20 protein-coding genes and 1 riboswitch are annotated in these 21,091 nt (G+C 64.7%); of the genes, 12 read left to right on the plus strand and 8 right to left on the minus strand.

Translation table 11 applies throughout. The annotated features are described in order from the left end of the window. Positions 1-50 precede the first annotated feature (50 nt). Genes CH266_RS22595 through CH266_RS22610 form a run of 4 tightly spaced genes read left to right on the plus strand, consistent with a single transcriptional unit; the run spans position 51 to position 4,037 of the window. Complete coding sequence (locus tag CH266_RS22595) at positions 51-911, plus strand: isocitrate lyase/PEP mutase family protein (protein WP_027495170.1); 861 nt, start codon at positions 51-53, stop codon at positions 909-911. Further along, the gene (locus CH266_RS22600) at positions 908-2,173 is read left to right on the plus strand and encodes a 3-isopropylmalate dehydratase large subunit (RefSeq protein WP_371828000.1); all 1,266 of its coding nucleotides are present in this window, start codon (positions 908-910) and stop codon (positions 2,171-2,173) included. The genes CH266_RS22595 and CH266_RS22600 overlap by 4 nt, the downstream gene beginning before the upstream one ends. Beyond that, positions 2,170-2,721 carry a 3-isopropylmalate dehydratase gene (locus CH266_RS22605; protein WP_032369970.1) on the plus strand — a complete coding sequence of 184 codons (552 nt, stop codon included), beginning with the start codon at positions 2,170-2,172 and terminating at the stop codon, positions 2,719-2,721. The genes CH266_RS22600 and CH266_RS22605 overlap by 4 nt, the downstream gene beginning before the upstream one ends. Continuing rightward, entirely contained in the window at positions 2,718-4,037 is a 1,320-nt protein-coding gene (locus CH266_RS22610; protein ID WP_032369969.1) for an MFS transporter, read from the plus strand. The genes CH266_RS22605 and CH266_RS22610 overlap by 4 nt, the downstream gene beginning before the upstream one ends. 263 nt (positions 4,038-4,300) lie before the next feature. Here CH266_RS22610 and CH266_RS22615 read toward each other — a convergent pair whose 3' ends face one another. After that, positions 4,301-4,867 (minus strand): TetR family transcriptional regulator, encoded by a 567-nt coding sequence (locus CH266_RS22615; RefSeq protein ID WP_176457185.1) that lies wholly within the window; start codon positions 4,865-4,867, stop codon positions 4,301-4,303. 81 nt (positions 4,868-4,948) lie between these two features. Between CH266_RS22615 and CH266_RS22620 the strand changes: the two genes are divergently transcribed. Then, positions 4,949-6,568: an MFS transporter gene (locus CH266_RS22620; protein WP_230592945.1), complete on the plus strand. Its 1,620-nt coding sequence runs from the start codon at positions 4,949-4,951 to the stop codon at positions 6,566-6,568. Positions 6,569-6,637: 69 nt separating this feature from the next. Here CH266_RS22620 and CH266_RS22625 read toward each other — a convergent pair whose 3' ends face one another. The 3 genes from CH266_RS22625 to CH266_RS22635 all read right to left on the minus strand — a co-directional run bounded on the left by CH266_RS22625 (position 6,638) and on the right by CH266_RS22635 (position 10,005). After that, the gene (locus CH266_RS22625) at positions 6,638-7,384 is read right to left on the minus strand and encodes a GTP pyrophosphokinase (protein ID WP_027495176.1); all 747 of its coding nucleotides are present in this window, start codon (positions 7,382-7,384) and stop codon (positions 6,638-6,640) included. A 422-nt stretch (positions 7,385-7,806) separates the two neighbouring features. Beyond that, positions 7,807-7,962: a DUF6131 family protein gene (locus tag CH266_RS25575; RefSeq protein WP_094611554.1), complete on the minus strand. Its 156-nt coding sequence runs from the start codon at positions 7,960-7,962 to the stop codon at positions 7,807-7,809. Positions 7,963-8,055: 93 nt separating this feature from the next. Beyond that, positions 8,056-10,005 carry a helicase-related protein gene (locus CH266_RS22635; RefSeq protein ID WP_255032303.1) on the minus strand — a complete coding sequence of 650 codons (1,950 nt, stop codon included), beginning with the start codon at positions 10,003-10,005 and terminating at the stop codon, positions 8,056-8,058. A gap of 48 nt (positions 10,006-10,053) precedes the next feature. Here CH266_RS22635 and CH266_RS22640 point away from each other — a divergent pair, with 48 nt between their 5' ends. The 5 genes from CH266_RS22640 to CH266_RS22660 all read left to right on the plus strand — a co-directional run bounded on the left by CH266_RS22640 (position 10,054) and on the right by CH266_RS22660 (position 15,497). After that, positions 10,054-10,767: a type 1 glutamine amidotransferase gene (locus CH266_RS22640; protein WP_032369966.1), complete on the plus strand. Its 714-nt coding sequence runs from the start codon at positions 10,054-10,056 to the stop codon at positions 10,765-10,767. 9 nt (positions 10,768-10,776) lie between these two features. After that, positions 10,777-11,955 carry an alpha-hydroxy-acid oxidizing protein gene (locus tag CH266_RS22645; RefSeq protein ID WP_032369965.1) on the plus strand — a complete coding sequence of 393 codons (1,179 nt, stop codon included), beginning with the start codon at positions 10,777-10,779 and terminating at the stop codon, positions 11,953-11,955. Then, on the plus strand, positions 11,955-13,250 hold the full coding sequence (locus tag CH266_RS22650; protein WP_032369964.1) for an alpha-amylase family glycosyl hydrolase: 1,296 nt from the start codon (positions 11,955-11,957) through the stop codon (positions 13,248-13,250). Before CH266_RS22645 ends, CH266_RS22650 begins: the two co-directional genes overlap by 1 nt. Before the next feature lie 73 nt (positions 13,251-13,323). After that, positions 13,324-13,416, plus strand: a riboswitch (TPP riboswitch). A gap of 49 nt (positions 13,417-13,465) precedes the next feature. Further along, positions 13,466-14,227 (plus strand): 3-oxoacyl-ACP reductase, encoded by a 762-nt coding sequence (locus CH266_RS22655; protein WP_032369963.1) that lies wholly within the window; start codon positions 13,466-13,468, stop codon positions 14,225-14,227. 1 nt (position 14,228) lies between these two features. Next, positions 14,229-15,497, plus strand: coding sequence for an LLM class flavin-dependent oxidoreductase (locus tag CH266_RS22660; protein WP_032369962.1), 1,269 nt, complete (start codon positions 14,229-14,231; stop codon positions 15,495-15,497). A 9-nt stretch (positions 15,498-15,506) separates the two neighbouring features. Here the strand turns inward: CH266_RS22660 and CH266_RS22665 are convergent, their stop codons facing one another. The 3 genes from CH266_RS22665 to CH266_RS22675 form a co-directional block, all read right to left on the minus strand. Next, positions 15,507-16,397: an alpha/beta fold hydrolase gene (locus CH266_RS22665; RefSeq protein WP_032367749.1), complete on the minus strand. Its 891-nt coding sequence runs from the start codon at positions 16,395-16,397 to the stop codon at positions 15,507-15,509. 12 nt (positions 16,398-16,409) lie between these two features. Further along, positions 16,410-17,429 carry a PDR/VanB family oxidoreductase gene (locus CH266_RS22670; protein WP_230592954.1) on the minus strand — a complete coding sequence of 340 codons (1,020 nt, stop codon included), beginning with the start codon at positions 17,427-17,429 and terminating at the stop codon, positions 16,410-16,412. An 83-nt stretch (positions 17,430-17,512) separates the two neighbouring features. After that, entirely contained in the window at positions 17,513-18,412 is a 900-nt protein-coding gene (locus CH266_RS22675) for a metal-dependent hydrolase (protein WP_027495186.1), read from the minus strand. 114 nt (positions 18,413-18,526) lie between these two features. On the opposite strand from CH266_RS22675, the gene CH266_RS22680 reads away from it, so the two are divergent. Further along, the gene (locus CH266_RS22680; RefSeq protein ID WP_052068785.1) at positions 18,527-19,042 is read left to right on the plus strand and encodes a hypothetical protein; all 516 of its coding nucleotides are present in this window, start codon (positions 18,527-18,529) and stop codon (positions 19,040-19,042) included. A gap of 139 nt (positions 19,043-19,181) precedes the next feature. Here the strand turns inward: CH266_RS22680 and CH266_RS22685 are convergent, their stop codons facing one another. Further along, the gene (locus CH266_RS22685) at positions 19,182-19,649 is read right to left on the minus strand and encodes a 2-isopropylmalate synthase (RefSeq protein ID WP_027495188.1); all 468 of its coding nucleotides are present in this window, start codon (positions 19,647-19,649) and stop codon (positions 19,182-19,184) included. Positions 19,650-19,878: 229 nt separating this feature from the next. On the opposite strand from CH266_RS22685, the gene CH266_RS22690 reads away from it, so the two are divergent. Then, positions 19,879-21,081 (plus strand): ATP-binding protein, encoded by a 1,203-nt coding sequence (locus CH266_RS22690; RefSeq protein WP_032369960.1) that lies wholly within the window; start codon positions 19,879-19,881, stop codon positions 21,079-21,081. Positions 21,082-21,091 lie beyond the last annotated feature (10 nt).

Consider the following 21,091-nt stretch of genomic DNA (forward strand, 5'->3'; position numbering starts at 1 on the left):
TCTAAATTCGGAAGGCGTTCCGCAATACGAAACGGAGAGTGCTCGTGACGATGACTTTGAGAGGCCTGACCGAACAAGGCCTGGTGTATGCGCCCGGCGTCTGGGACGGGTTGACGGCCAAGCTGGCCGAGCAGGCGGGCTTCTCGGCGCTGTGCGCGTCCGGCTTCGCCGTATCGGCTGCGCTCGGACTGCCCGACGCCGAGCTGTACACCATGACCGAGAACCTGCAGGCCGTCCGGACCATTCGCGAGGCATCGTCTCTGCCCCTCGTCGCGGACATCGACACCGGCTACGGAAACGCCGTCAACGCCGCGCGCACCGCGACGCGGTTCGCCGAGGCCGGCGTCCAGGGTGTGTTCATGGAGGACCAGCTGTCGCCGAAGAAATGCCCGATCTGCGTCGGCGAGCCGGTGGACTTGATCTCCGTCGAGGAGGCGTCGGGCAAGGTTCGGGCGGTGCGTGATTCCATGCCGGACGACGTTCTGCTCATCGCACGCACCGACGCACGTGGCGACGAGGCGATCATGCGCGCACAGGCCTACGTCGACGCCGGAGCCGACATGATCATGCCGGTGACGAAGACGTTCGAGACCGTCGAGCAGTGGGAGAACTGTCACCGAGCGGTCGGGGTTCCGCTGATGGCCACGCTCACCGCGTCGACCTGGACCGAGCGGGAGTTCACTCCGGAGGTTCTGGCACAGATCGGAGTGCGGCTGGCCCTGCTGCCCACTCAGGTGCTGATGGCCGCAACCGGTGCCGCACGCGAGACTCTGCGTCGCCTGGCCGCAGGCGAAGCTCCCGCCGACGTCAGTGCCGACGCGCTGCAGCACCACGAGTTCGTGGACCTCATCGGTTTTCCCGAAGTCGAAGCGCAGCAGCGTAAGTACCTTCCTGCGGAGGCGAATCGATGACATCGGCCGCGTTCACGATGGTCGAGAAGATCCTCGGTAGGACCTGTGGCGGTGATCCAGTGCGTGCCGGTGAGAACCACGCGGTTCGACCGGCTCGGATGATCGCGTACGACTTCCCCGGGTACACCGATGTGATGTTCCGGCAGATGCGCGACGACTTCGGTATCACCTCACTCGAGGACCCGTCTCGGTACGTCGTCTTCATCGATCACATGTTGACCAAGCGCAACGACCGGGAACAAGAAGTACACCAGGTCACTCGAGACTGGTGCGAGTACTACGGAATCGAGCTGCACGGGGGCCGCGGCATCGGGCACCAACTCACCGCCGAACTCGGCCTGGCCATCCCCGGTGACTTCCTCGTCCACTTCGACGGCCACATCAGCGGAATCGGGGCGTTCGGTGCGCTGGGCTGGGGTATCCGCCGCGATCTGATCGAGGCATGGGTGACCGGCCAACTCTACGTGGACATTCCAGCGACCACGCGGTTCGACCTGTACGGAGAATTCGCGCCGGGAGTGGACAGCCGCGATCTGGTGCACACCATCATCGACCTCGTCGGGGCCGACGGGTGCGCACACCAGGTGATGGAATTCGGTGGCCCCGGTGCCCGGTCGATGAAAATCGATCACCGGCAGGGGTTGTGCGGCATGGCGATGTTCACCGGAGCCGTGTCCGCGATATTCGAACCGGACGAGACCTCACTCGCCTACGCCAACGATGTTGCGCGACAGTCGTTCACACCGGTCCACCCTGACTCCGATGCGACCTACGCAGCCCGGCACACCATCGACCTCGCCCAGATCGTGCCGCAGGTCGTGCAGCCCGGCTCGGCGCGTGCAGCCAACACCCACACAGCAGCCGAACTCGCCGGCACTCCGATCACCAAGGCGTTCATCGGATCCTGTGCCAGTGGACGAATCGAGGATCTGCGGGCCGCGGCACTCGTGCTCGACGGACGCACCGTGGCTCCCGGTGTGGAGCTCAATGTCGTGCCCACGTCGCAGAAGGTGCACGATCAGGCCGAGCAAGAGGGGCTGCTCGACGTACTGCGCGCGGCGGGTGCGCACATTGCAGTGTCGAGCTGCGACTTCTGTTTCGGCTATCAGAAGCCGTTGGCGGCGGGCGAGAATTGCATATCCACCGGCGTGCTCAACATCTCCGGCCGGATGGGTAGCTCGGACGCCAACATCTACATGGGTTCTCCGTACACCGTCGCCGCCAGCGCGCTGGCCGGCACGATCCAGCAGGTGGGCTCGTGAGCGCCTACCCGCCCCCGCCCGACGTCATCTCCGGCCGAGTTGCCTGGGTCTTCGGCGACGACTTCGACATCGATCTCGTTGTCGGCGTTGCGAATATCAAGTCGTACGATCCCGAACACCTGAGGTCGGTCTGCATGACCGCATACGATCCGGGTTTCGTCGATCGTGTTCGGCCGGGCGACATCATCGTCGGCGGCCGCAACTTCGGGTACGGTCACCCGCACTATCCGCCGATGGTGGCTCTGCGCAACGCCGGTATCCAGGCCATCGTGGCCGAGTCGTTCTCGCCGGGATTCTGGCGCGGAGAGACATTCAACGGAGTACCCCTCATCACCATTCCGGAAGTCTCCGGCGCGGTCGTCACCGGTGATGCCGTCGAACTCGATTGGCGACGAGCAGCATTGACCACTGCCGATGGTCGATCGATGGTGGGCAGTGCGCCCAGCCCTCGTACTGTCGCAGTCATCGAGGCCGGCGGATCGTACGAACTACTTCTGGCCGAACACCGAAGCAAGCAACCACTCACAGGACAGGGAACAGCGCGATGACGAACGTCGACCAGCCTTCTGCGGTCACCAGCGCACCGAAAGCCGACACCACCACCGCGCGCCGTGCCGCGCTCGCCGGTGGCGTCGGCACGCTCATCGAGTATTACGACTTCGCCGTCTACGGATTTCTCGCCGTAGTCATTGCGCCACTGTTCTTTCCGTCCACGAGCCCCGGCGTGTCCATCCTCGCGACCCTGGCAGTATTCGGCGTCGCATACGTTGCACGTCCGCTCGGAGGCATCTTCTTCGGCCGCCTCGGCGACAGAAAGGGCCGTCGGCAGGCTCTGGTCGTGACAGTGGTCTGTATGGGTATCGCGTGTGGAGTCCTGGGAATGCTGCCCACGCACTCGAGTGTGGGCGTGCTGGCACCGATTCTGCTCGTCATCATCCGACTCGCCCAAGGATTCTCTGCAGGAGGTGAAATCGGCGGTGCAGCAACCTATATCGCAGAGTCTGCACCGCCGAACCGTCGCGGCTTCTTCGGATCGTTCACGCCGATCGGTTCCACCCTCGGGTTTGCGGTCGCCGCAGCCGTCGTCGGAGTGGTCGCCCTCATCACCACCGACGACCAGATGTCGTCGTGGGGCTGGCGCATTCCGTTTCTGCTTGCACTTCCCCTCGCTCTGGTCTGTCTGCGAGTGCGGCTGAAGCTCGAAGACAGCCCGGAGTTCGAGGAAATGGCGGCGAAGAACGAGGTCGCGAAGAGCCCGTTGAGCGATGTCGTGAAGAAGCAGCCGTGGTCGGTGTTGCGCGTCGTGGGCATCGCCATCGCCATGAACGGATCCGGCTACATCGGTCTCACGTACTTCAGCGTGTACCTGATCAACGACCTCGGATTCTCCAAGGACTCGGTCTACTGGACATCGGCGATCGCAATTGCGTTGGCCTGTGCGACCTTCCCGCTCAGCGGCATGCTCACCGACAGATTCGGTCGCAAACCGGTACTGCTCAGCGGCTACGTTGCGTATGTCGTCATTGCGTTGCCGGTGTTCATGATCCTCGGTGCGACGTCGTCGATCATCGTGGTGGGCTGTGTGTACTTCGTCTACATGGTTCTCAACGGAGTCGTGCAGGTACCCGCCTTCCCACTGTTCACCGAGCTGTTCCCTCGGGCGGTTCGATACACCGGAGTGTCGTTGGGCTTCAACATCGGCACCATCGCCGCAGGCGGAACGGCACCGTACGTCGCCGCTCAACTGGTGGAGTCGACCGGTAACGCCATGTCACCCGCCTACTGGGTCATGGGTGTCTGCGTGATCGGCGTACTCACGGTGCTGACCATCAAGGAAACCGGACGCGAGAAACTCCCGGTGTAGTGCGGCGTAGATGCCGGCCGTAGTTCGGGACTCGCCCCACCACGTGCGCTCGACGTGGTGGGGCGTCCCGCGTGTGTGCGGTCGAGGGACGCAGCCGACCGGGGTGACAAACGCGAGCGCACTTGCCAGATGCGCGCAGAATAGCGACGTGATCGGTGTCTAATTTGTGCGCGTCTGGCAAACGCGCGCGCGTTTGCGGAAATGGGGGCCGCTACCCCAGTATTCCGCACTCTTGCGTCAAAGCTAGATATGGATAGGCAGCGCTACGGAGCGCAGAGTCGACGCACGACGGCTTCGATTTTCGACGCCCGACGCTGAATTTCGGCGTCGTCGGCAGGCTCGCATTGCAGGCTCGGCGCGGTCATCCACGCCGAGGTGATGCCGAACATCATGGTGATCAGATCCTCGACGGTGAAGGCGTCGGAGATCAGTCCGTCTCGCTGGGCGTCGGCCATGGCCCTGTGTCGCTCGGCGATGACAGAGTGGATGTCGTCGGTGCCCGAGGTCGCCATACCGCCCTGAAGCTGAGTCCACAGCAGGAGGCGGTGTTCCTCGGGATGCGCAGCGAGGTGCAGGTATTCGCGCGCTGCGTATCCGCCGAGGTCGTCGACGGCAAAGGGCACTTCGTCGATGAACCGCGCGAACCCGTCCTCGACGACGGCCCGGAACAGGGCTTCCTTGTCCCCGAAGTAGGCGTACAGACGTTCTTTGCTGGCCTTGGCCGCGGCCGCGATCCGATCGACGCGGGCCCCGGCCAGCCCGTGTACCGAGAACTCGTCCCGGGCGGCGACGACGATGCGGGCGCGGGTCGCACTGGCGTCAGGTTTCATGGCGGTCACCATACCCCCAACCAACTAGTTCGTTTGACTATTGGCTCTGGGTCGCCTACCTTTTTGCTCGGGACATTTTTCGTGCCCAGAATCAACGAGTACGAGTGGGGTAGAAACATGTCGCAGCTCTCCGAGCGCGAAGCGCCGGATCTGAATCCGAACTACGAGCGCCGATGGCTGGTGCTGTGCATCGTCGCCATCACGCAGCTCACGATCGTGCTCGACGGCACGATCGTCAACATTGCGCTGCCGCAGGCTCAGCTGGACCTGGGCATCAGCGACAGCAGCCGCGCCTGGGTCATCACCGCCTACGCGTTGTCGTTCGGCGCACTGCTGCTGCTCGGCGGACGCATCGCCGACTACTGGGGACGCAAGCGCTCGTTCATCGTCGGCATGGCAGGCTTCGCCGTTGCCTCCGCTATCGGCGGACTCGCTCAGGAAGGCTGGCAGCTGTTCATCGCGCGCGCCGGCCAGGGTGTGTTCGCTGCGCTGCTCGCCCCGGCAGCACTGGCCATCCTGACGGTGACGTTCACCGACACCAAGGAACGCGCCAAAGCGTTCGGCGTCTTCGGCGCCATTGCCGGTGGCGGCGCAGCGGTCGGCCTACTCCTCGGCGGAGTGCTCACCGAATACGCGAACTGGCGCTGGTGCCTGCTGGTGAACATCCCGGTCGCAGTGTTCGCTATCGCCGCAGCGGTGCCGCTGGTGAAGGAGAGCAAGGCTCACGGAGACACCCGCTACGACCTGCCCGGCGCGATCCTCGTCGCTCTCGGTCTGGCATCGCTGGTCTACGGCTTCACCGAGGCCGAAGACGGCTGGGCGACGGTACCCACCATCTCGTTCATCGCGCTCGGCCTCGCTCTGCTGGCCGCGTTCGTCGTCGTCGAGTCCAAGTCCGCCAACCCGCTGCTGCCCTTGAGTGTGTTGCTCGACCGTGACCGCGGTGCTGCGTACATCGGCTCGGCCGTCATCGGCGCTGCTCTACTCGGTGGCACGTTGTACCTCACGTTCTACTTCCAGATCGTGCTGGAGATGAGCCCGGTGATCGCCGGCGTCGCGTCGCTGCCGATGACCGGCGGCATTTTGATCACGGCCGCGCTCGCTTCTGCACTCGTGCCGAAGATCGGACCCAAGCCGCTGATGGCCGTCGGTCCGGTCGTGTCCGCAGTCGGCCTGCTGCTGCTGACCCAGATCGGCGTCGACACCTCGTACTTCACGCACGTCCTGCCGGGCGTCGTACTTCTCGGTCTCGGCCTCGGTCTGCTGATGGTCCCGATGCAGAACGTCGCACTGATCGGCGTTCCCGATCACGACGCAGGTGCCGCATCGGCGTTGATCAACGCCACCCTGCAGGTCGGTGGTGCACTCGGTGCTGCGGTGTTCACCACCGTCTACACCTCGTCCAAAACCTCGTACCTGTCCGAGAATCCGGCACCGACTCCGCCCGCCGGAGTTCCCGCGGAAGCTCTCGCCGGCCAGGAAGTGCCCAGCGACGAGATGTTGGCCGCGCTGCCGGAGCCGATCCGCAACTTCGTGCTCGCGACCATCGACCACGCGTTCTCGGCCGAGGTCTCCGGCTACGCCTGGGCATTCGGTACCGCCGCGATCCTCGTCGCGCTGGTGAGCCCGGTCGTGTTGCTGCTCGTCCGCGCGAAGAAAGACGACCTGCCCGTCGGCGACACCCCGGTACACATCGGATAACGCAGGCACGAACCGAGGACCCCGCTGCTCAGCCGTCGAGCAGCGGGGTTCTGCTCTTCGAAGGCATCGTCAGTCCGGGTCGATCGCTTCGGCCTGCGCGGTGAGCAACATGTGCAGCAGCTCGGGAGGCAATGCCATCGGAGGCATCGCGCCGAGAGTGATGGAGTTGTCGGAATCGCCGTTCAGTTCCTCCACCTCGTCGTGCAGGCTTTCCATCTTCTCGTCCAGTGTGTTGGCCGTCTCGGCGGCCTCGGTCAGTTCCGCCAACAGGGTGGGCGGAATCTGGCCGCGGTACTTGTAGAAGATCTTGTGCTCGAGGCTCGCCCAGAAATCCATGGCAATCGTGCGGATCTGGAGTTCGACCAGGACCGGTTGGACGCGATCGGACATGAACACCGGAATTTCGACGATGAGGTGCAAACTCTTGTAGCCGTTGGCTTTCGGGTTCGCGATGTAATCCTTGACCTCGACGACTCGAACGTCGGTCTGACTACTGAGCATGTCCGCGATGCGGTAGGTGTCGGAGATGAAGCTGCACGTGATGCGGACACCGGCAACGTCGAAGATGTTCTCGCGAATGGCGTCGAGCGTCAGTGCGCACTTCTTGCGCTGAGCCTTGTCGACGATGCTCTCGGGCGTCTTGAGTCGCGACGAGACATGCTCGATGGGGCTGTAGCGGTGGATGTGGGTGAATTCCTGCTTCAGGATGTTGATCTTGGTGATCAGTTCGTCGATTCCGAACTTGTAACTCATCATGAAGCGGGTGAAATCGTGCCTCAGCTGCACCAGGTCGACGACGGCTTCACTGTTGCTCATGCCCCCGATTGTCCACGATCGCCGGACGTGACCGCGCCGCGCGAGAATCGAAGCTGGCGTCGCTGCACGTGGCACCGAGTTCTGGGGTGAACCGCACGAGATTGCACCTCTGGCACTGATGGGTACGGTGATGCCCCCGCTCACACGAGCAAGCACGTGAACCCACCAATACCGAACCGGCGACAAGCGGATGGCCGTTGGTGCAGTGAGTAGGTGCTCGTTCTGCCCACCGATCGCCGACGCGGTAGAGCGACCCGGCAACCGGGTCGGTGTCGCGCTCGTCGGATGCCATCGCGCGCAACCGCCTTCGACACTGTCTACCGCCCGATATGGACCGCCCGAAGTGGCTCCGCTGGCCGCATCGCCAACTCCGGGGGCCCGCTCAGACTAACAGAAATCGAACGTATGTTCTAACGTGGATGTCAAAACCACGTCTTGCGGCCACCGACTGCGCGCCCCATCGAACCGAGCAACGTCAGAACCGCGCCGACGACCACCAGAATGATGCCGATAGTCGTCAAAATTGAAATGCCGGCGAAATAGCCGATGAGGGCGAGGATGATTCCGAGAACGATCATGACTACTCCTGGTGCCAAAGTGAGCCCACTATCGACGAATTGTCGATGGGACCGAACCTACTCGGGCGCGTGGACGATTGCTCACAATTGTCGCTATTTTCCGGCATCCACTTTCGCCGCGAGGAAAGCCTCCGGATCGATCAGATCCGCCTGCCCCACGATCGATCCCAGATCCGCGATGCGCTCGATCCCGGTGAGCACCATCTCCTCCTCGACGGTGCCCTCGGCGTAGCCGTAGTAGCAGGTCGACGTGGTGTGGTTGTGGTCCTTGTCGATGCGGTTGGCGCGGCCCTCGATCTGCCTGATGTCGATGGGTGTCCACCGAGGATCGTGAATCAGCGTCACGCGCGGTGCGAGTGTGGAGACCGTCCCCTCCGGGAGCAGTAACTCGTTGGTGTGCAGGTTGATCGCGCTCGTGGTGGTCGAGACGATGACCGACGCGTCGCCGGTCTGAAAACGGCGGATCGACGCCTCCTGCTCGGGACTGCTCATGCTCCCGTCGACCACGGCGACCTCGAGCCCCTCGTCTCGAAGTGTCTGGGCCAGAGCAGCGACCGACTCGCGGTAGAACATCGAGACGAACACCTGATTGCCTGCCTTGACCCACGTCCGGACTTGATCCGCAGACGCGGGAATGCGCAGGTACGAGCACTTCTGGCGAAATCGCAGCGTCGCCGCACGGGTACTCGGATTCTTCTGCAGCACTCGCTTTCCGCCGACGGCCTTCCAGATCGGCAGGCCGACTTCCTTGCGGTAGTCCACCCACGCCGAGTTGTACAGCCGCTTCTGCGCGGCCGTGAGTTCCTGGCCGAGGGGCTCCCGCGGAGTCGGCGGTGACGGTCGTGAAATCGACCACGGCACAGCGCCTCCCGACAACCAGCCGTGCACAGACGCGATGTCGCGGGCTCGCGTCGTCGCGTCCTCGGGCTCCCACCGCCACGTGGTCAACCCCGTCGTCGCCTTGCCTGCCTTGACGGCGAAGCCGGACTCGATGAGGAACTCCGCCCACTTCATCGTCACGGCATAGCCGAGATACTCGTCGTCACCGAGGATCTCGACGCCGCGGCTGCGTTCCACGGCACGGGCCATGTACGCGAAATGCAGCGGCTGATAGCCGGGAGTGGCAGACATCCACACCACGGATCGAGCCGCCTCCTGATACCGCCAGAGGATCTGCGACTGCTGCGACTCGATGTTCATCAACGCATGCGACTCGTCGGCGATCACCACGTCGATGTCGAACCGCAGCTCTCCCAGCGAGATGGTCCGCTTGTTCTGCGTCCGTTTACGTTTGCCCAGATCGGTCTCGGGGGGAACCGACAGCAGTTTCTTGGTGGACTGATAGGTGATCAGCAACCAACGCTTGCGGTCGGACGGCTCGATGTCGGCCTCGCTGTCTGCAATGGTGCGACGCCACCCCGGCAGCGCACCCTTGGGTGCCACCACCAGAACCGTGCCGATCTCGGCGGCCGACATCTGCCGCACGGCCTCGCACACGGCCAACGTCTTTCCCAGACCCGTCGAATCCATCTGCGCGAAGTACGGGAAGCCGGCGTCGAGCGCGGCCAGATGGCGTCGGACCGATTCGAGTTGGGTGTCGCGAGGCTGCATCGCCCGTTCGCGCACCTCTTCGTCGCGCCAACTGTCGTTCGCGTCGTCCTCGAGCCACCGCTGCAGGCTGTACGGCATCGATTCGTACGGCTGCAGGTACTCGGGCAGTTCGGTTCCGTAATACGCGAACACGCGCGGTCCGGGGTACCAGCGCGCTCCCGCTGCGCCCGCCGCGGACCGATCCTCGAACGGCACGTCCAACACCCACACGCGCTCGCCGGGATCGGGCACCCGAAGATCGGGGGCGGCGGACTTGCGGGGCGACGTCTTGCGCGGGGCTGCTCTCTTGCGAGGTGCGGCCTTCTTCGGGGCAGCTTTCTTCGCCGCAGGCTCACCGTTCTTCGCGGCCGCGAACTTTCGCGCAGCGCTGCTCTGCCCGGCCTTGACGGTGCGGGCAGTGGTGGATCGGGCAGTGCGTTTACGAGGTGGCATCGGATCCAGTCTGTCGTACGGTGTGCACGAACACCGTAAAGGAGCCCTGTGACATACCCGAACGACCCGCGCGCCGTAGTTCTCGTCCACGACCGGGACCCGTCCCTGGCGCGTCGCGATATCGGCACCCTCGCCGCCGAATTGCGCACCAGGGGTTTCCTGTTGGACGTGCATTCCTTCGACCACAGTCCCGATGTCGCACCACCGACGCTGTCCGACGCGCAGGTGGTCGTGGTCATGGGCTCACCCGACGCCGCGTACGACGACACGCTGACCTGGCTCGCGCCGGAGATCGCGTACGTGCAGCAGGCGATCGATGCGCAGGTCCCGGTTCTGGGTGTGTGCTTCGGCGGCCAGTTGCTTGCTCGCGTGCTCGGCGGATCCGTCCGCAAGTCCGAGTACCCAGAGTACGGATTCGTCGACGTCGAGACCTCCGATACCGAGCTCGTCGCCTCGGGCCCGTGGATGGAATTCCACGGCGACACGTTCGTCGCGCCGCCGGAGGCCACGGTCATCGCCCGCAACGCGGCTGCGCAGCAGGCCTTCGTCTGCGGCCCGCACCTCGGGTTGCAGTTCCACCCCGAGATAGACCTCGATACCTACGATGCATGGGCGGCGGCGTGGCAGCGCGACGGCGTCGAACACGCGGTGGACGTGCACCAGATCAGGCAAGACATTGCCGACTCCGAAGCAGCAGCTCGCAATCGGTGTTCGGCCCTGCTGGACGCATTTCTCGCCCGATCCTCGGCGGTGCCCCGGTAGGGTCGAACGATGACCGAGGCCAGGCCCAGCAACTTCAGCGATCACCAACTCGGCATCTACGCCGCGGGGATGTTCGCTCAGCAGACACCGTCGATCACCACCAACCTGGCAAGGCTGGAGGACCAGGCTGCCGAGAAGCTCTCGCCTGAGGCGCTCGGCTACATCGTCGCCAGCGCGGGCAGTGGCTCGACGGCGCGGGCGAACCGGGCCGCCTTCGACAGGTGGGCCATCACGCCGCGGATGCTGCGCAGCTCGGCCTCGCGTGATCATGCGTGCACCGTGCTCGGCACCGACATGCCTGCACCGCTGCTGATCGCTCCGGTGGGTATTCAGACTCTCGCCCATCCCGACGGTGAACTCGCGACGGTTCGCGCGGTTGCGGAACTCGGTGTGCCGTACATACATTCGACGCAGGCATCGCATTCCTTCGAGCAGATCGCCGAGGCGGGCGGAGATGCGCCGCGCTGGTATCAGTTGTACTGGCCGACGGACGAATCGGTACTGCTGAGCTTCCTGCAGCGCGCGAAGGACACCGGATTCACCACGCTGGTGCTGACGCTCGACACCACGTTGCTGGGCTGGCGGCCCGCCGATCTCGACCGCGGGTACCTCCCATTCTTGGCGAACCTCGGCATCGAGAACTATCTGAGCGATCCGGCGTTCCAAGCCGGACTCGCTCAGCCCGTCGAGGAGAATCCCGTTGCGGCCGCCATGCATTGGGCGCAGATGTTCCCCAATCCCGGCCTGTCGTGGAAGAACCTGGCGTTCCTGCGCGAGCATTGGGACGGTCCCATCGTGCTCAAGGGCATCTGCACCGTCGGCGACGCCCGAGAAGCGGCCGCCCACGGAGTCGACGGCATCGTGGTCTCCAACCACGGTGGACGTCAGATCGACGGTGCCAGGCCGTCTCTCGACGCATTGCCGTCCATCGTCGAGGCTGTGGGCGACGAACTGACGATCCTGTTCGACTCCGGTGTGCGCACCGGTGCCGACATGGCCAAGGCGCTGGCGCTCGGTGCCGATGCGGTTCTCCTCGGCCGCCCGTTCCTGTACGGTCTCGCCCTCGGCGGGCAGGAGGGTGTTGCGCACGTATTGCGTTGCCTGCTGGCCGAATTCGACTTGGTGACCAGCCTGTCCGGCCATACCGGCGCGGGCGAGCTCGGTCGCGACTCGATCGAGGCGTCCTGATGGAGTGGACGAAGCATGCCATCTGGTGGCACCTGTACCCGCTCGGCTTCACCGGCGCTCCGGTGCACGGATGGGACGGTGAATCCCAATCGGATCTGCACCGGCTGAACAGAATCGAGAAGTGGCTCGACTACGCAGTCGAGCTCGGTGCCTCGGGCATCGCCCTGGGGCCGATCTTCGAGTCGGAGAAGCACGGCTACGACACTGTCGACTACTACCACGTCGACGGTCGGCTCGGCACCGACGAGGATATCGATTCGCTGATCGCTGCGGCGCATTCCCGCGGTCTGAAAGTGATGTTCGACGGCGTCTTCAACCATGTGGCGCAGAGCTTTCCGAAGTTCCGTGAGGCCCTGGCCGAGGGCCCGGATTCCGAGGCCGCGGAGTGGTTCCACCTCGACTGGTCCGGCGACGAGCCGACGCATCGCAACTTCGAGGGCCACGACGAACTGGTCGCGCTCAACCACGAGAGCCCGCACGTGCAGCAGTACGTGGTGGACGTGCTGTCGCACTGGCTCGAACGCGGCGTCGACGCCTGGCGGCTCGACGCGGCCTACGCGGTACCGCCGCGCTTCTGGGCCGCGGTGCTGCCGAAGGTTCGTGAGAAGCATTCGGACGCATACTTTCTGGGCGAAGTCATCCACGGTGACTACGACCGGATCGTCTCGGCCTCCACGTTGGACTCGGTGACGCAGTACGAACTGTGGAAAGCGATCTGGAGTGGGCTGAGCGAGCTCAACTTCTTCGAGCTCTCGCACGCGTTGGAGCGTCACAACGGCTGGCTCGACGCCTTCGTGCCCGCCACGTTCGTCGGTAATCATGACGTCAATCGCATCGCCAGCGTCATCGAGGACGAGCGACATCTGCTGCACGCGTTGGTGGTTCTGTTCACCGTGGGCGGGATGCCGATGATCTACTACGGCGACGAACAGGCCTTCCGCGGTATCAAGGAAGATCGCGTCGGCGGTGACGACGAGGTCCGTCCCGAATACCCCGACACCTCCGAGGATCTGGCACCGTACGGCTGGCCCGTCTACCGAGTGCATCAGGAGCTGATCGCAGTTCGGCGCCGCAATCCGTGGTTGTACTCCGCACGCACCGAGACACTCGAGCTCACCAACACCGCGCTGCTCTACCGCGTGTACGCGGACGACAATTCCATGACGGTGGCGCTCAACCTCGGCGACGAGGGCATCGACTACCCGGCCCAGGGCAGCGAAGTACTGGCCGGTGAGGCGCACCTGAACGACGGACGGGTAAGCGTTCCTCCCCACGGCTGGGCTGTCATCGGCTGATCGCTGCATATGGTTGTGTTCGGCTGTCTACGTCGAGCGCAAGAAAGCAGTAGAGAGACCTACAGGTACAGTCGACCGCGACACGGGGTGCCCGTCAGGGCTGAGATCACACCCGTCGAACCTGATCTGGTTAGGACCAGCGAAGGGAATGTCGTGATGTCTCGGTATTTCCTGTCCCTCGTGACGGTCCCGACCTCGAACGAGAGGCGTAGCGCATGAGACTCGACGAGCAGACAGTGTTGATCACCGGCGGTGGACGCGGGCTGGGAGCATCGATCGCCGCGGCGTTCGCCGGCCAGGGTGCACGCGTGGTGATCGACTACCGCACCAGCAAAGATGCCGCCGAGGCGTTGGCGGACAGGCTCGGCGACCGTGCATTTGCTGTTCAGGGCGACGTGACCGACGAGAGCGCGGTGGCCTCGGTGTTCGACTCGGCCCGTGCGCATTTCGGCGCCCCGATCACCACCGTCGTCAACAACGCACTGGCCGATTTCTCGTTCGACGGGGATGCTCGACCGAAGGCCGACACCATCACCTGGGATCGGTTCGACGCTCAGCTACGAGGCAGCGTTCGCGCGGCACTGCTCACCACGCAGGCGGCCCTGCCGGGAATGCGTGAGGCGGGCTTCGGCCGAATCATCAACGTGGGCACCAACTTGTTCCAGAACCCAGTGGTGCCGTACCACGACTACACCGCCTCCAAGGCCGCACTGCTCTCGCTGACCCGCACTCTGTCCGCCGATCTGGGCGCAGACAACATCACCGTCAACATGGTCTCGGGTGGACTGCTGCGCACCACCGATGCCAGCGCCGCGACCCCGGCCGAGGTGTTCGACTTCATCGCGGCCTCGACCCCGCTGCAACGCGTCACCACGCCCGAGGAGTTCGCCGACGCTCTGCTGTTCTTCGCCTCGCCGTGGGCGCGGTCGGTGACCGGCCAGAACCTCGTCGTCGACGGCGGCCTGGTCAAGAACTGACATGCACCTCAACGCGTTTCTGTACGGCTGCGGACATCACAGCGCAGCGTGGCGGCACCCCGATTCGCGAGTGGAGGACCTGGGCAACATCGCGTACTACGAGGAACTTGCGCAGCTGGCCGAACGGGGCAAGTTCGACGCGGTGTTCTTTGCCGACGGGCATTCCGTTCGCGATCCGGCCGGCGCAGGAACCTGGTTTCTCGAACCGATCACGGCGCTGTCGGCCATGGCCAGAGCGACCACCCACATCGGTCTGGTCACGACTGTGTCGTCGACGTTCTACACCCCGTTCCATGCCGCGCGCATGCTGGCGTCGTTGGACCACATCAGCGGCGGCCGAGCCGGCTGGAACGTCGTCACCTCCATGTTCGACGCCGAAGCACGCAATCACGGAATGGACGCCATCCCGGCTCGGGAGGAGCGCTACGCACGCGCAGCAGAGTTCGTCGATACTGCACTGGCACTCTGGGATTCGTGGGAGCCCGATGCCCTGACGCTCGATCGCACCGGGATGTACGCCGACCCGGCCAAGGTGCACTCGATCGACCACGACGGCAAACACTTTCGAGTCGACGGCCCGCTGACGGTGCCGCGGTCGCCGCAGGGCAGGCCGGTTCTGTTCCAAGCCGGGGCGTCGGGCCCGGGCCGCGACCTGGCGGCGAAGTATGCCGAGGCGATTTACGCCGTCGCCTACGATCTTGTTGCCGCGCAAAGCTATTACGACGACGTGAAGACGAGAATCGATCGAGCCGGTCGTGGCAGCGCGGCAGTGGGCATCATGCCGGGTCTGGTGACGTACATCGGATCGACGATGGAGGAGGCTCGCCAGAAGAAGGCCGAACTGGACGTCTTGCTGCCGACGGAACAATCCCTGGCGATGCTCTCGACGTTCACCGGGCAGGATTGTGCTGCTTGGGAACTGGATGAGCCGGTGCCGCCGCTCCCGCCGGCGGCAGAGTTCGCCGGACCGCAGGGCCGCTACGAGACGATTCTGCGCATCATCGAGAAGGACCGGCCCACCGTGCGTCAGTTGCTGGGCACCCTCGCGGCCGGTGGCGGGCACGCCACGATGATCGGCACACCGGATTCCATCGCCGACGAGATGGAATCGTGGATCGGCCGCGGTGCCGACGGCTTCAACCTGATGTGCCCGCGCTACCCGGACTCACTCGCCGACTTTGTCGAGCACGTGATCCCGATTCTGCAGCAGCGCGGCCTCTTTCGATCCGAATACACGTCGTCGACGCTGCGCGGGCATCTGACCGGATGACCTGAAGGTTCAGTCCAGCGAGTCGATGAATTCCGTTGTCAATCGGGCAATGTCGTCCGCATGTGAGATCGGCGACCAGTGTCCTGCCGGAATGTCGTTGCGCGTGAGGTTCTTCACCCACTTGCCGGTGTCGTCGTAGTGGTACGGCCGCACCGCGACGTCCTCGGTGTTGACGATGAGGTGCACCGGGATGTCGATGTACCGATCGCGCGGATTGGTCAGCAGCGGAATGATGTTGGCGCGGTACAGCTTGGTGCCGTTGGTGGCGTCCGACCACAGCGTGGGGTTCTGGGTGACGAGCTTCGGATCGACTCCCGAGAACTCCTGGAGAAATGCCGGCCAGCCCTTGGCGAACTGTCGCTTGATGCGCAGCGTCGACAGGCCGGGAATGTGGAAGGTGACCGTGTACCAGGATGCTCGCGTCTGGGCGAGGACCTGCTTGATGCCGGTGAGGGTGGGACGACGCAGGCGCGACTGCGACCACTTGCCGAGGTGATCGAGGTTCGGCCCCGAGATCGATGTGTACGAACGGATTCGATCCTTCGCCTGGGGCTGGGCTGCAGCCTCCCAGACTTCGACGGCGCCCCAGTCGTGCGCGAGCACGTGAACGGGAGCGTCGGGGCTGACCGCATCTGCCACGGCATAGAAGTCCGCCGCCAACCGGGCCAACTTGTACGCCGACTGCTCGACCGGCACCGTGCTCTCGCCGGCTCCACGCGAGTCGTAGCTGATCACCCGAAAACGGTCTTCGAGTTGCGGCACGATGTGGCTCCACAGTTCGTGAGTATCCGGCCACCCGTGCACGAGGACGATGGGTTCGCCGTCGGGGTTTCCGCTCTCGAACACCGCCAGCCGAATGCCTTCGTTGACGACCGTCGTACGAACTGCGTTGCTGCTCACTGTCTTTCCGTTCTATAGATCGAGTACGAGACGACTGCTGCGTGCGCGGGAGACGCAGATGAGCATGTGGTCGCGCTGCTCTTCCGGGGTCAATCGCGATTCCAGATGTTCGGGCTCGCCGGACAGCACCCGCACCTTGCAGGTACCGCAGAAGCCCTGTTGGCACGAGTACGCGATATTGGGCTTCTGTTCCTTGACTGCGGTCAACACGGAGGCATCGGCAGCCACGTCGAGCACGGCTCCACTGCTGATCAGCTGCACCTCGAACGGTGTGCCATCGAGGATCGGCGGCGGACCGAAGCGCTCGAAATGCAATGCGGTGGCAGGGCACTGGCGGAAGTCGCGGCGGACGGCGTCGAGCATGGGGGTAGGGCCGCAGCAGTAGACGGCACCGCCTGCGGGCGCGCGCTGGAGCAGTTCACCCTCGGTGGGGTACCCGTGCACGTCGTCGGTCCGGACGAACACGCGATCCGATTCCCAGCTCTCGATCTCGTCGAGAAAAGGCATCGTGTCCCGGGAGCGACCGCAGTACACGAACTGCCAATCCATCCCGAGAATCCGTGCGGCACGGACCATCGCGATGATGGGGGTGATGCCGATGCCGCCGGCGACGAACAGCGCGCTGCCCTCGGCGACGAAGGGAAAGCCGTTCCGTGGGCCACGTACGGTGACCTCGGTTCCGGGCTCGAGTGCATGCATCTCGATGGATCCACCTGCGCCGGTGGGGATTCGGCGCACGGCGATCCGGTAGCAACTGCGGTCGGACGGATCGCCGCACAGCGAGTACTGCCGACGGCGACCCGACGGCAGATGTAGATCGAGGTGGCAACCGGGATGCCAAGTCGGCAGCTGCTCCCCCGTCGGCGAGGCGAGGGTCAGAGCGGCGACGTTCTCGTCCTCGGCGATGATCTCCCGGTCGACGACCACCAACCGCAGCGCGGAATCGGGATTGTGGCCGGCTACCGCGTCGTCGTACTCCTTGCCGGCAGTCGCATGCATGTAGCCGTTGAGGAACGTTCCGAGCATCTGCATCGAGCGATCGGCGCGGGGGCGTCCGCGCAGATCCGGTGGCGCGTCCCTGGGCAACAGCCGCGGAACGCGACGCGTCGAGAGCTTCACCGCGCCGCAGCCTGTGCGGCCGGGGACGATGCCAGGTAGCGCACGGCCTGAGCCGTCGAGCCTTCCTGGCTCGGGTGATACGACTTCTTCAGGTAGCGAGACATACTGCGGCCGACGTGCGTCAGCGCCGGCAGCGTGCCGCGGCGAACAGACTTGCGCCACAGGGCCGATCGGGGCTTGCGGACCGACTTCGGGGCGCTCTGCAGCTCGGGGTCGTTCTTCATCAGGAAGATGATGCCGCGCATCCAGATGTACCCCATCAACGGAACGACCACGACGAACGTGCGCAGGCGACGTACCTCGCGCTTGTCGAAGTAACGAAGGGTGTCGTACGCAACCGAGCGGTGTTCCACTTCCTCGGCACCGTGCCACCGCAGCAGATCGAGCATCGTCGGATGGATGCCGGCGCGGTCGAGACCGTCGGCATTGAGTACCCAATCACCGAGGAACGCCGTCACGTGCTCGATGGCCGCGATGAGGGCCAGCCGCTCGACGAGGTTGTTCTTCGATCGCAGACTCGTCACCGAATCCGATCCGAGGACCTTGCCGAAGGCCCATTCCATCTGATCGGTGAACGGAGTGGGGTCGAGTCCGTTGTTCTGCAGATGCACGAGGACGCCGGTATGAGCCTCGGCGTGTACGGCTTCCTGGCCGATGAAGCCGATGACGTCGTCGCGCAGCTTCTCGTCGTCGATGTAGGGCAGGGCCTCTTTGAACGTGTCGACGAACCAGTGTTCGCCGGCCGGGAGTAGTAGATGCAGCACGTTGAGGACGTGCGTGGTGTACGGATCGCCGGGCACCCAGTGCATCGGCAGATCGCTCCAGTCGAACTTGACGTTCCTGGCCTGAAGCATCACTTCGCCCGGGTCCGATGCGACGGCGTTGCGCTCGTTCATCGAGTCGACCTCCTCCACGTCCGCGATGTGGCCGCTGCCACAGTGCGCGACTTAGTATAAACACCGGTTACAGGTAAAAGGAACCATGTCGGCTGACAGTGAGAGACTCCTGTGATGACCGACCCCTCCCCAGCGGCAGTTCCTTCGAGCACCGTCCCCGTCACCTGGCCCACCGAGTGGCCCGTCGATGTGCGTCGAATCGCGGACGCCACAGTCGATGCCCTTGCTGCTGTCGTGGCGCAGGATCCGATCGCGTTCGACGAGGCCGTCGAACTATTGGACCGCTCGGACGCGGCCAAGGCCGGGAACGTGCATGCGGAGATGGTACGGAGTTTGCTCGAAGAGGTATACAGCGATGGCTTGACGGGGGAGAACGTCCAGGAAGTACTCGGCCGAACCGTCCGCGGAGCCGACTGGCTCCCGAGCGTGGACATCGCCGGATTCGTCGAAGTGCTCACCGGCGCGCTGGGTGTGACGGACGTCGACGAACAATCACGTTCGCGGCCGCGTCCTGCGCACGCCCTGCTGGTGGTGGCGGATCTGCTCGCGATTCGGCGAAGCCGCGCCGAAACGTATGTGCGCCGCGCACTCGCCGAGATTCACCGCGCGCAGACGGTGGAGATGCCCTAGTGAGATCTTCGCCTGTATTGCTTGGACGGTAGAGAGGCGAAGAGAGCGCTACCAACGCGAGGGGCGTGTCGAGCTCGCAGTTGTGCAGGCGATGAGGGCGTTTCGGCCTACACAACTGCGAACTCGGCACTGGTCGGGGCTACCGATGCAGCAGATTGGCCCCGGCGACGATGGCCCGGATCGACGACAGGGTTGCGTCGGGCTCGATGGACATCGACCATTCGCGGCGACCGTCGTGCTCGGCCAGGACGAAGGTGGCGGTCTCGTCGCCGATGCGCTGCTGGTGGAACGAGAGGATCTCGATGCGGAATCCGGCGTCGTGGAGCATCGATGTCAACGCCTCGATCGGTCCGTATGTTGTTGCGGCACAAGCGAAAATGGTGTCACCGATACCGAAGGTGGCGTCGAACGACATCTTGCCCCCGGTGGCCCCAGTGCCGGACCAGGAGCCCAGCCGAAGAGGGCCGGTGGTGGGCGAGAAGCGGTCGACGAAGGCCGCCCACGACATGTGTTGCCCGGAGATCTCGTCGCGCATCGTGCGCGGCAGGGCGCAGCCGAAACGGGCATGGAACGGATCGGTGGCGTAGGTGGAAGCAAGTGAATTCATGAGGGTGGTCCTGGCGAATGTGAAGGGAGGACCGAGAGAGCACTACGACCCGCAGCGAGGGGTCGGTCCGAATCAGACCCCGCTACGGCGGCGTACTACGAGAATGCGCTTCACGGAGCCGACAGTAGCCCCGGCCTCGGGCGTCCCGCAAGTATCGAACGAATACGGATCTCTAGGACACGAGCTAGATGTCCGCATATATCGCACGATTCGTTGTAACTTTGGCCCCATGGACCCCGTGCGTAACCCTTACGCTCCCGGCGCAGGCCAGCGCCCACCCGAGCTCGCCGGTCGAAAGAAGCAGCTCGACGCCTTCGACGTCGTACTCGAACGCATCACGCGAGGCAGGCCGGAACGCAGCGTCGTACTCACCGGGCTGCGCGGCGTCGGCAAGACGGTGCTGCTCAACCACCTCCGATCCGCGGCCATCGCGCGCGGCTGGGGCACCGGCAAGATCGAGGCTCGCCCCGACCAGGAACTGCGCCGGCCCCTGTCGTCGGCGCTGCACATGGCGGTACGCGGCATTGCGGCCTCGCATCGAGACCCCGAACGCGTCGACGAGTTTCTCGGCGTCCTCAAGGCCTTCGCGCTGCGCGCCACCGCGGACAAGGGGATGCGCGAGCGGTGGCAACCGGGCATCGACGTCCCGGCGAAGACCGGCCGCGCCGACTCCGGTGACATCGAGATCGACCTCGTCGAACTGCTGCTCGACGCCTCCGCGCTGGCCGGGGACGTAGGTGTGGGTATCGCCATCTTCATCGACGAGATGCAGGACCTCGGTCCCGCAGACATCTCCGCACTGTGCGCGGCCTGCCACGAACTCAGTCAGGACACCGCGCCGCTGATCATCGTCGGGGCCGGACTACCGCACCTACCGGCTGTGTTGTCGGCATCCAAGAGTTACTCCGAGCGCCTGTTCAGCTACCACCGAATCGGCAGGCTCGAGCGAGCCGCAGCAGATCTCGCGTTGATCGCGCCGGCCGACCGCGAGGACGTCGAATTCACCCCCGAGGCACTCGACGCGCTCTACGCAGCCGCCGATGGCTACCCCTACTTCGTGCAGGCCTACGGCAAAGCGACCTGGGATCTCGCCGCCGTCAGCCCGATTTCCGCCGAGGACGTGCGTGTTGCCGCTCCGACGGCTGAGGAGGAACTGGCCGTCGGATTCTTCGGTTCGCGCTACGAACGCGCGACGCCCGCCGAACGCGAATACATGCGCGCGATGGCCGAACTGTCGGTGGACGACGGTTCGGTACCGACCTCGGCCGTGGCCACCGAGCTCAAACGCAAACCGGCATCACTGTCGCCTGCCCGGGACGGCTTGATCAAGAAGGGCCTGATCTACTCGGCCGAGCGCGGCACGATCGCGTTCACGGTGCCGCATTTCGGGCGCTACCTGAGAGCGCAAACCGACGAGCCCGCTGCGGTCTGAGGCGTCGACG

It is taken from the genome of Rhodococcus sp. 06-1474-1B (assembly GCF_002258885.1).
GTDB classification, from domain to species: domain Bacteria; phylum Actinomycetota; class Actinomycetes; order Mycobacteriales; family Mycobacteriaceae; genus Rhodococcoides; species Rhodococcoides fascians.

Excerpts from the sequence above, each read along its gene's own strand:
- CH266_RS22680 (WP_052068785.1), top strand. The coding sequence starts at position 18,527 with ATGACCGACCCCTCCCCAGCGGCAGTTCCTTCGAGCACCGTCCCCGTC.
- CH266_RS22600 (WP_371828000.1), top strand. The coding sequence starts at position 908 with ATGACATCGGCCGCGTTCACGATGGTCGAGAAGATCCTCGGTAGGACC.
- CH266_RS25575 (WP_094611554.1), bottom strand. The coding sequence starts at position 7,962 with ATGATCGTTCTCGGAATCATCCTCGCCCTCATCGGCTATTTCGCCGGC.
- CH266_RS22690 (WP_032369960.1), top strand. The coding sequence starts at position 19,879 with ATGGACCCCGTGCGTAACCCTTACGCTCCCGGCGCAGGCCAGCGCCCA.
- CH266_RS22670 (WP_230592954.1), bottom strand. The coding sequence starts at position 17,429 with ATGCAGATGCTCGGAACGTTCCTCAACGGCTACATGCATGCGACTGCC.
- CH266_RS22595 (WP_027495170.1), top strand. The coding sequence starts at position 51 with ATGACTTTGAGAGGCCTGACCGAACAAGGCCTGGTGTATGCGCCCGGC.
- CH266_RS22650 (WP_032369964.1), top strand. The coding sequence starts at position 11,955 with ATGGAGTGGACGAAGCATGCCATCTGGTGGCACCTGTACCCGCTCGGC.
- CH266_RS22635 (WP_255032303.1), bottom strand. The coding sequence starts at position 10,005 with ATGCCACCTCGTAAACGCACTGCCCGATCCACCACTGCCCGCACCGTC.
- CH266_RS22610 (WP_032369969.1), top strand. The coding sequence starts at position 2,718 with ATGACGAACGTCGACCAGCCTTCTGCGGTCACCAGCGCACCGAAAGCC.
- CH266_RS22685 (WP_027495188.1), bottom strand. The coding sequence starts at position 19,649 with ATGAATTCACTTGCTTCCACCTACGCCACCGATCCGTTCCATGCCCGT.
- CH266_RS22655 (WP_032369963.1), top strand. The coding sequence starts at position 13,466 with ATGAGACTCGACGAGCAGACAGTGTTGATCACCGGCGGTGGACGCGGG.
- CH266_RS22625 (WP_027495176.1), bottom strand. The coding sequence starts at position 7,384 with ATGAGCAACAGTGAAGCCGTCGTCGACCTGGTGCAGCTGAGGCACGAT.
- CH266_RS22660 (WP_032369962.1), top strand. The coding sequence starts at position 14,229 with ATGCACCTCAACGCGTTTCTGTACGGCTGCGGACATCACAGCGCAGCG.
- CH266_RS22675 (WP_027495186.1), bottom strand. The coding sequence starts at position 18,412 with ATGAACGAGCGCAACGCCGTCGCATCGGACCCGGGCGAAGTGATGCTT.
- CH266_RS22615 (WP_176457185.1), bottom strand. The coding sequence starts at position 4,867 with ATGAAACCTGACGCCAGTGCGACCCGCGCCCGCATCGTCGTCGCCGCC.
- CH266_RS22645 (WP_032369965.1), top strand. The coding sequence starts at position 10,777 with ATGACCGAGGCCAGGCCCAGCAACTTCAGCGATCACCAACTCGGCATC.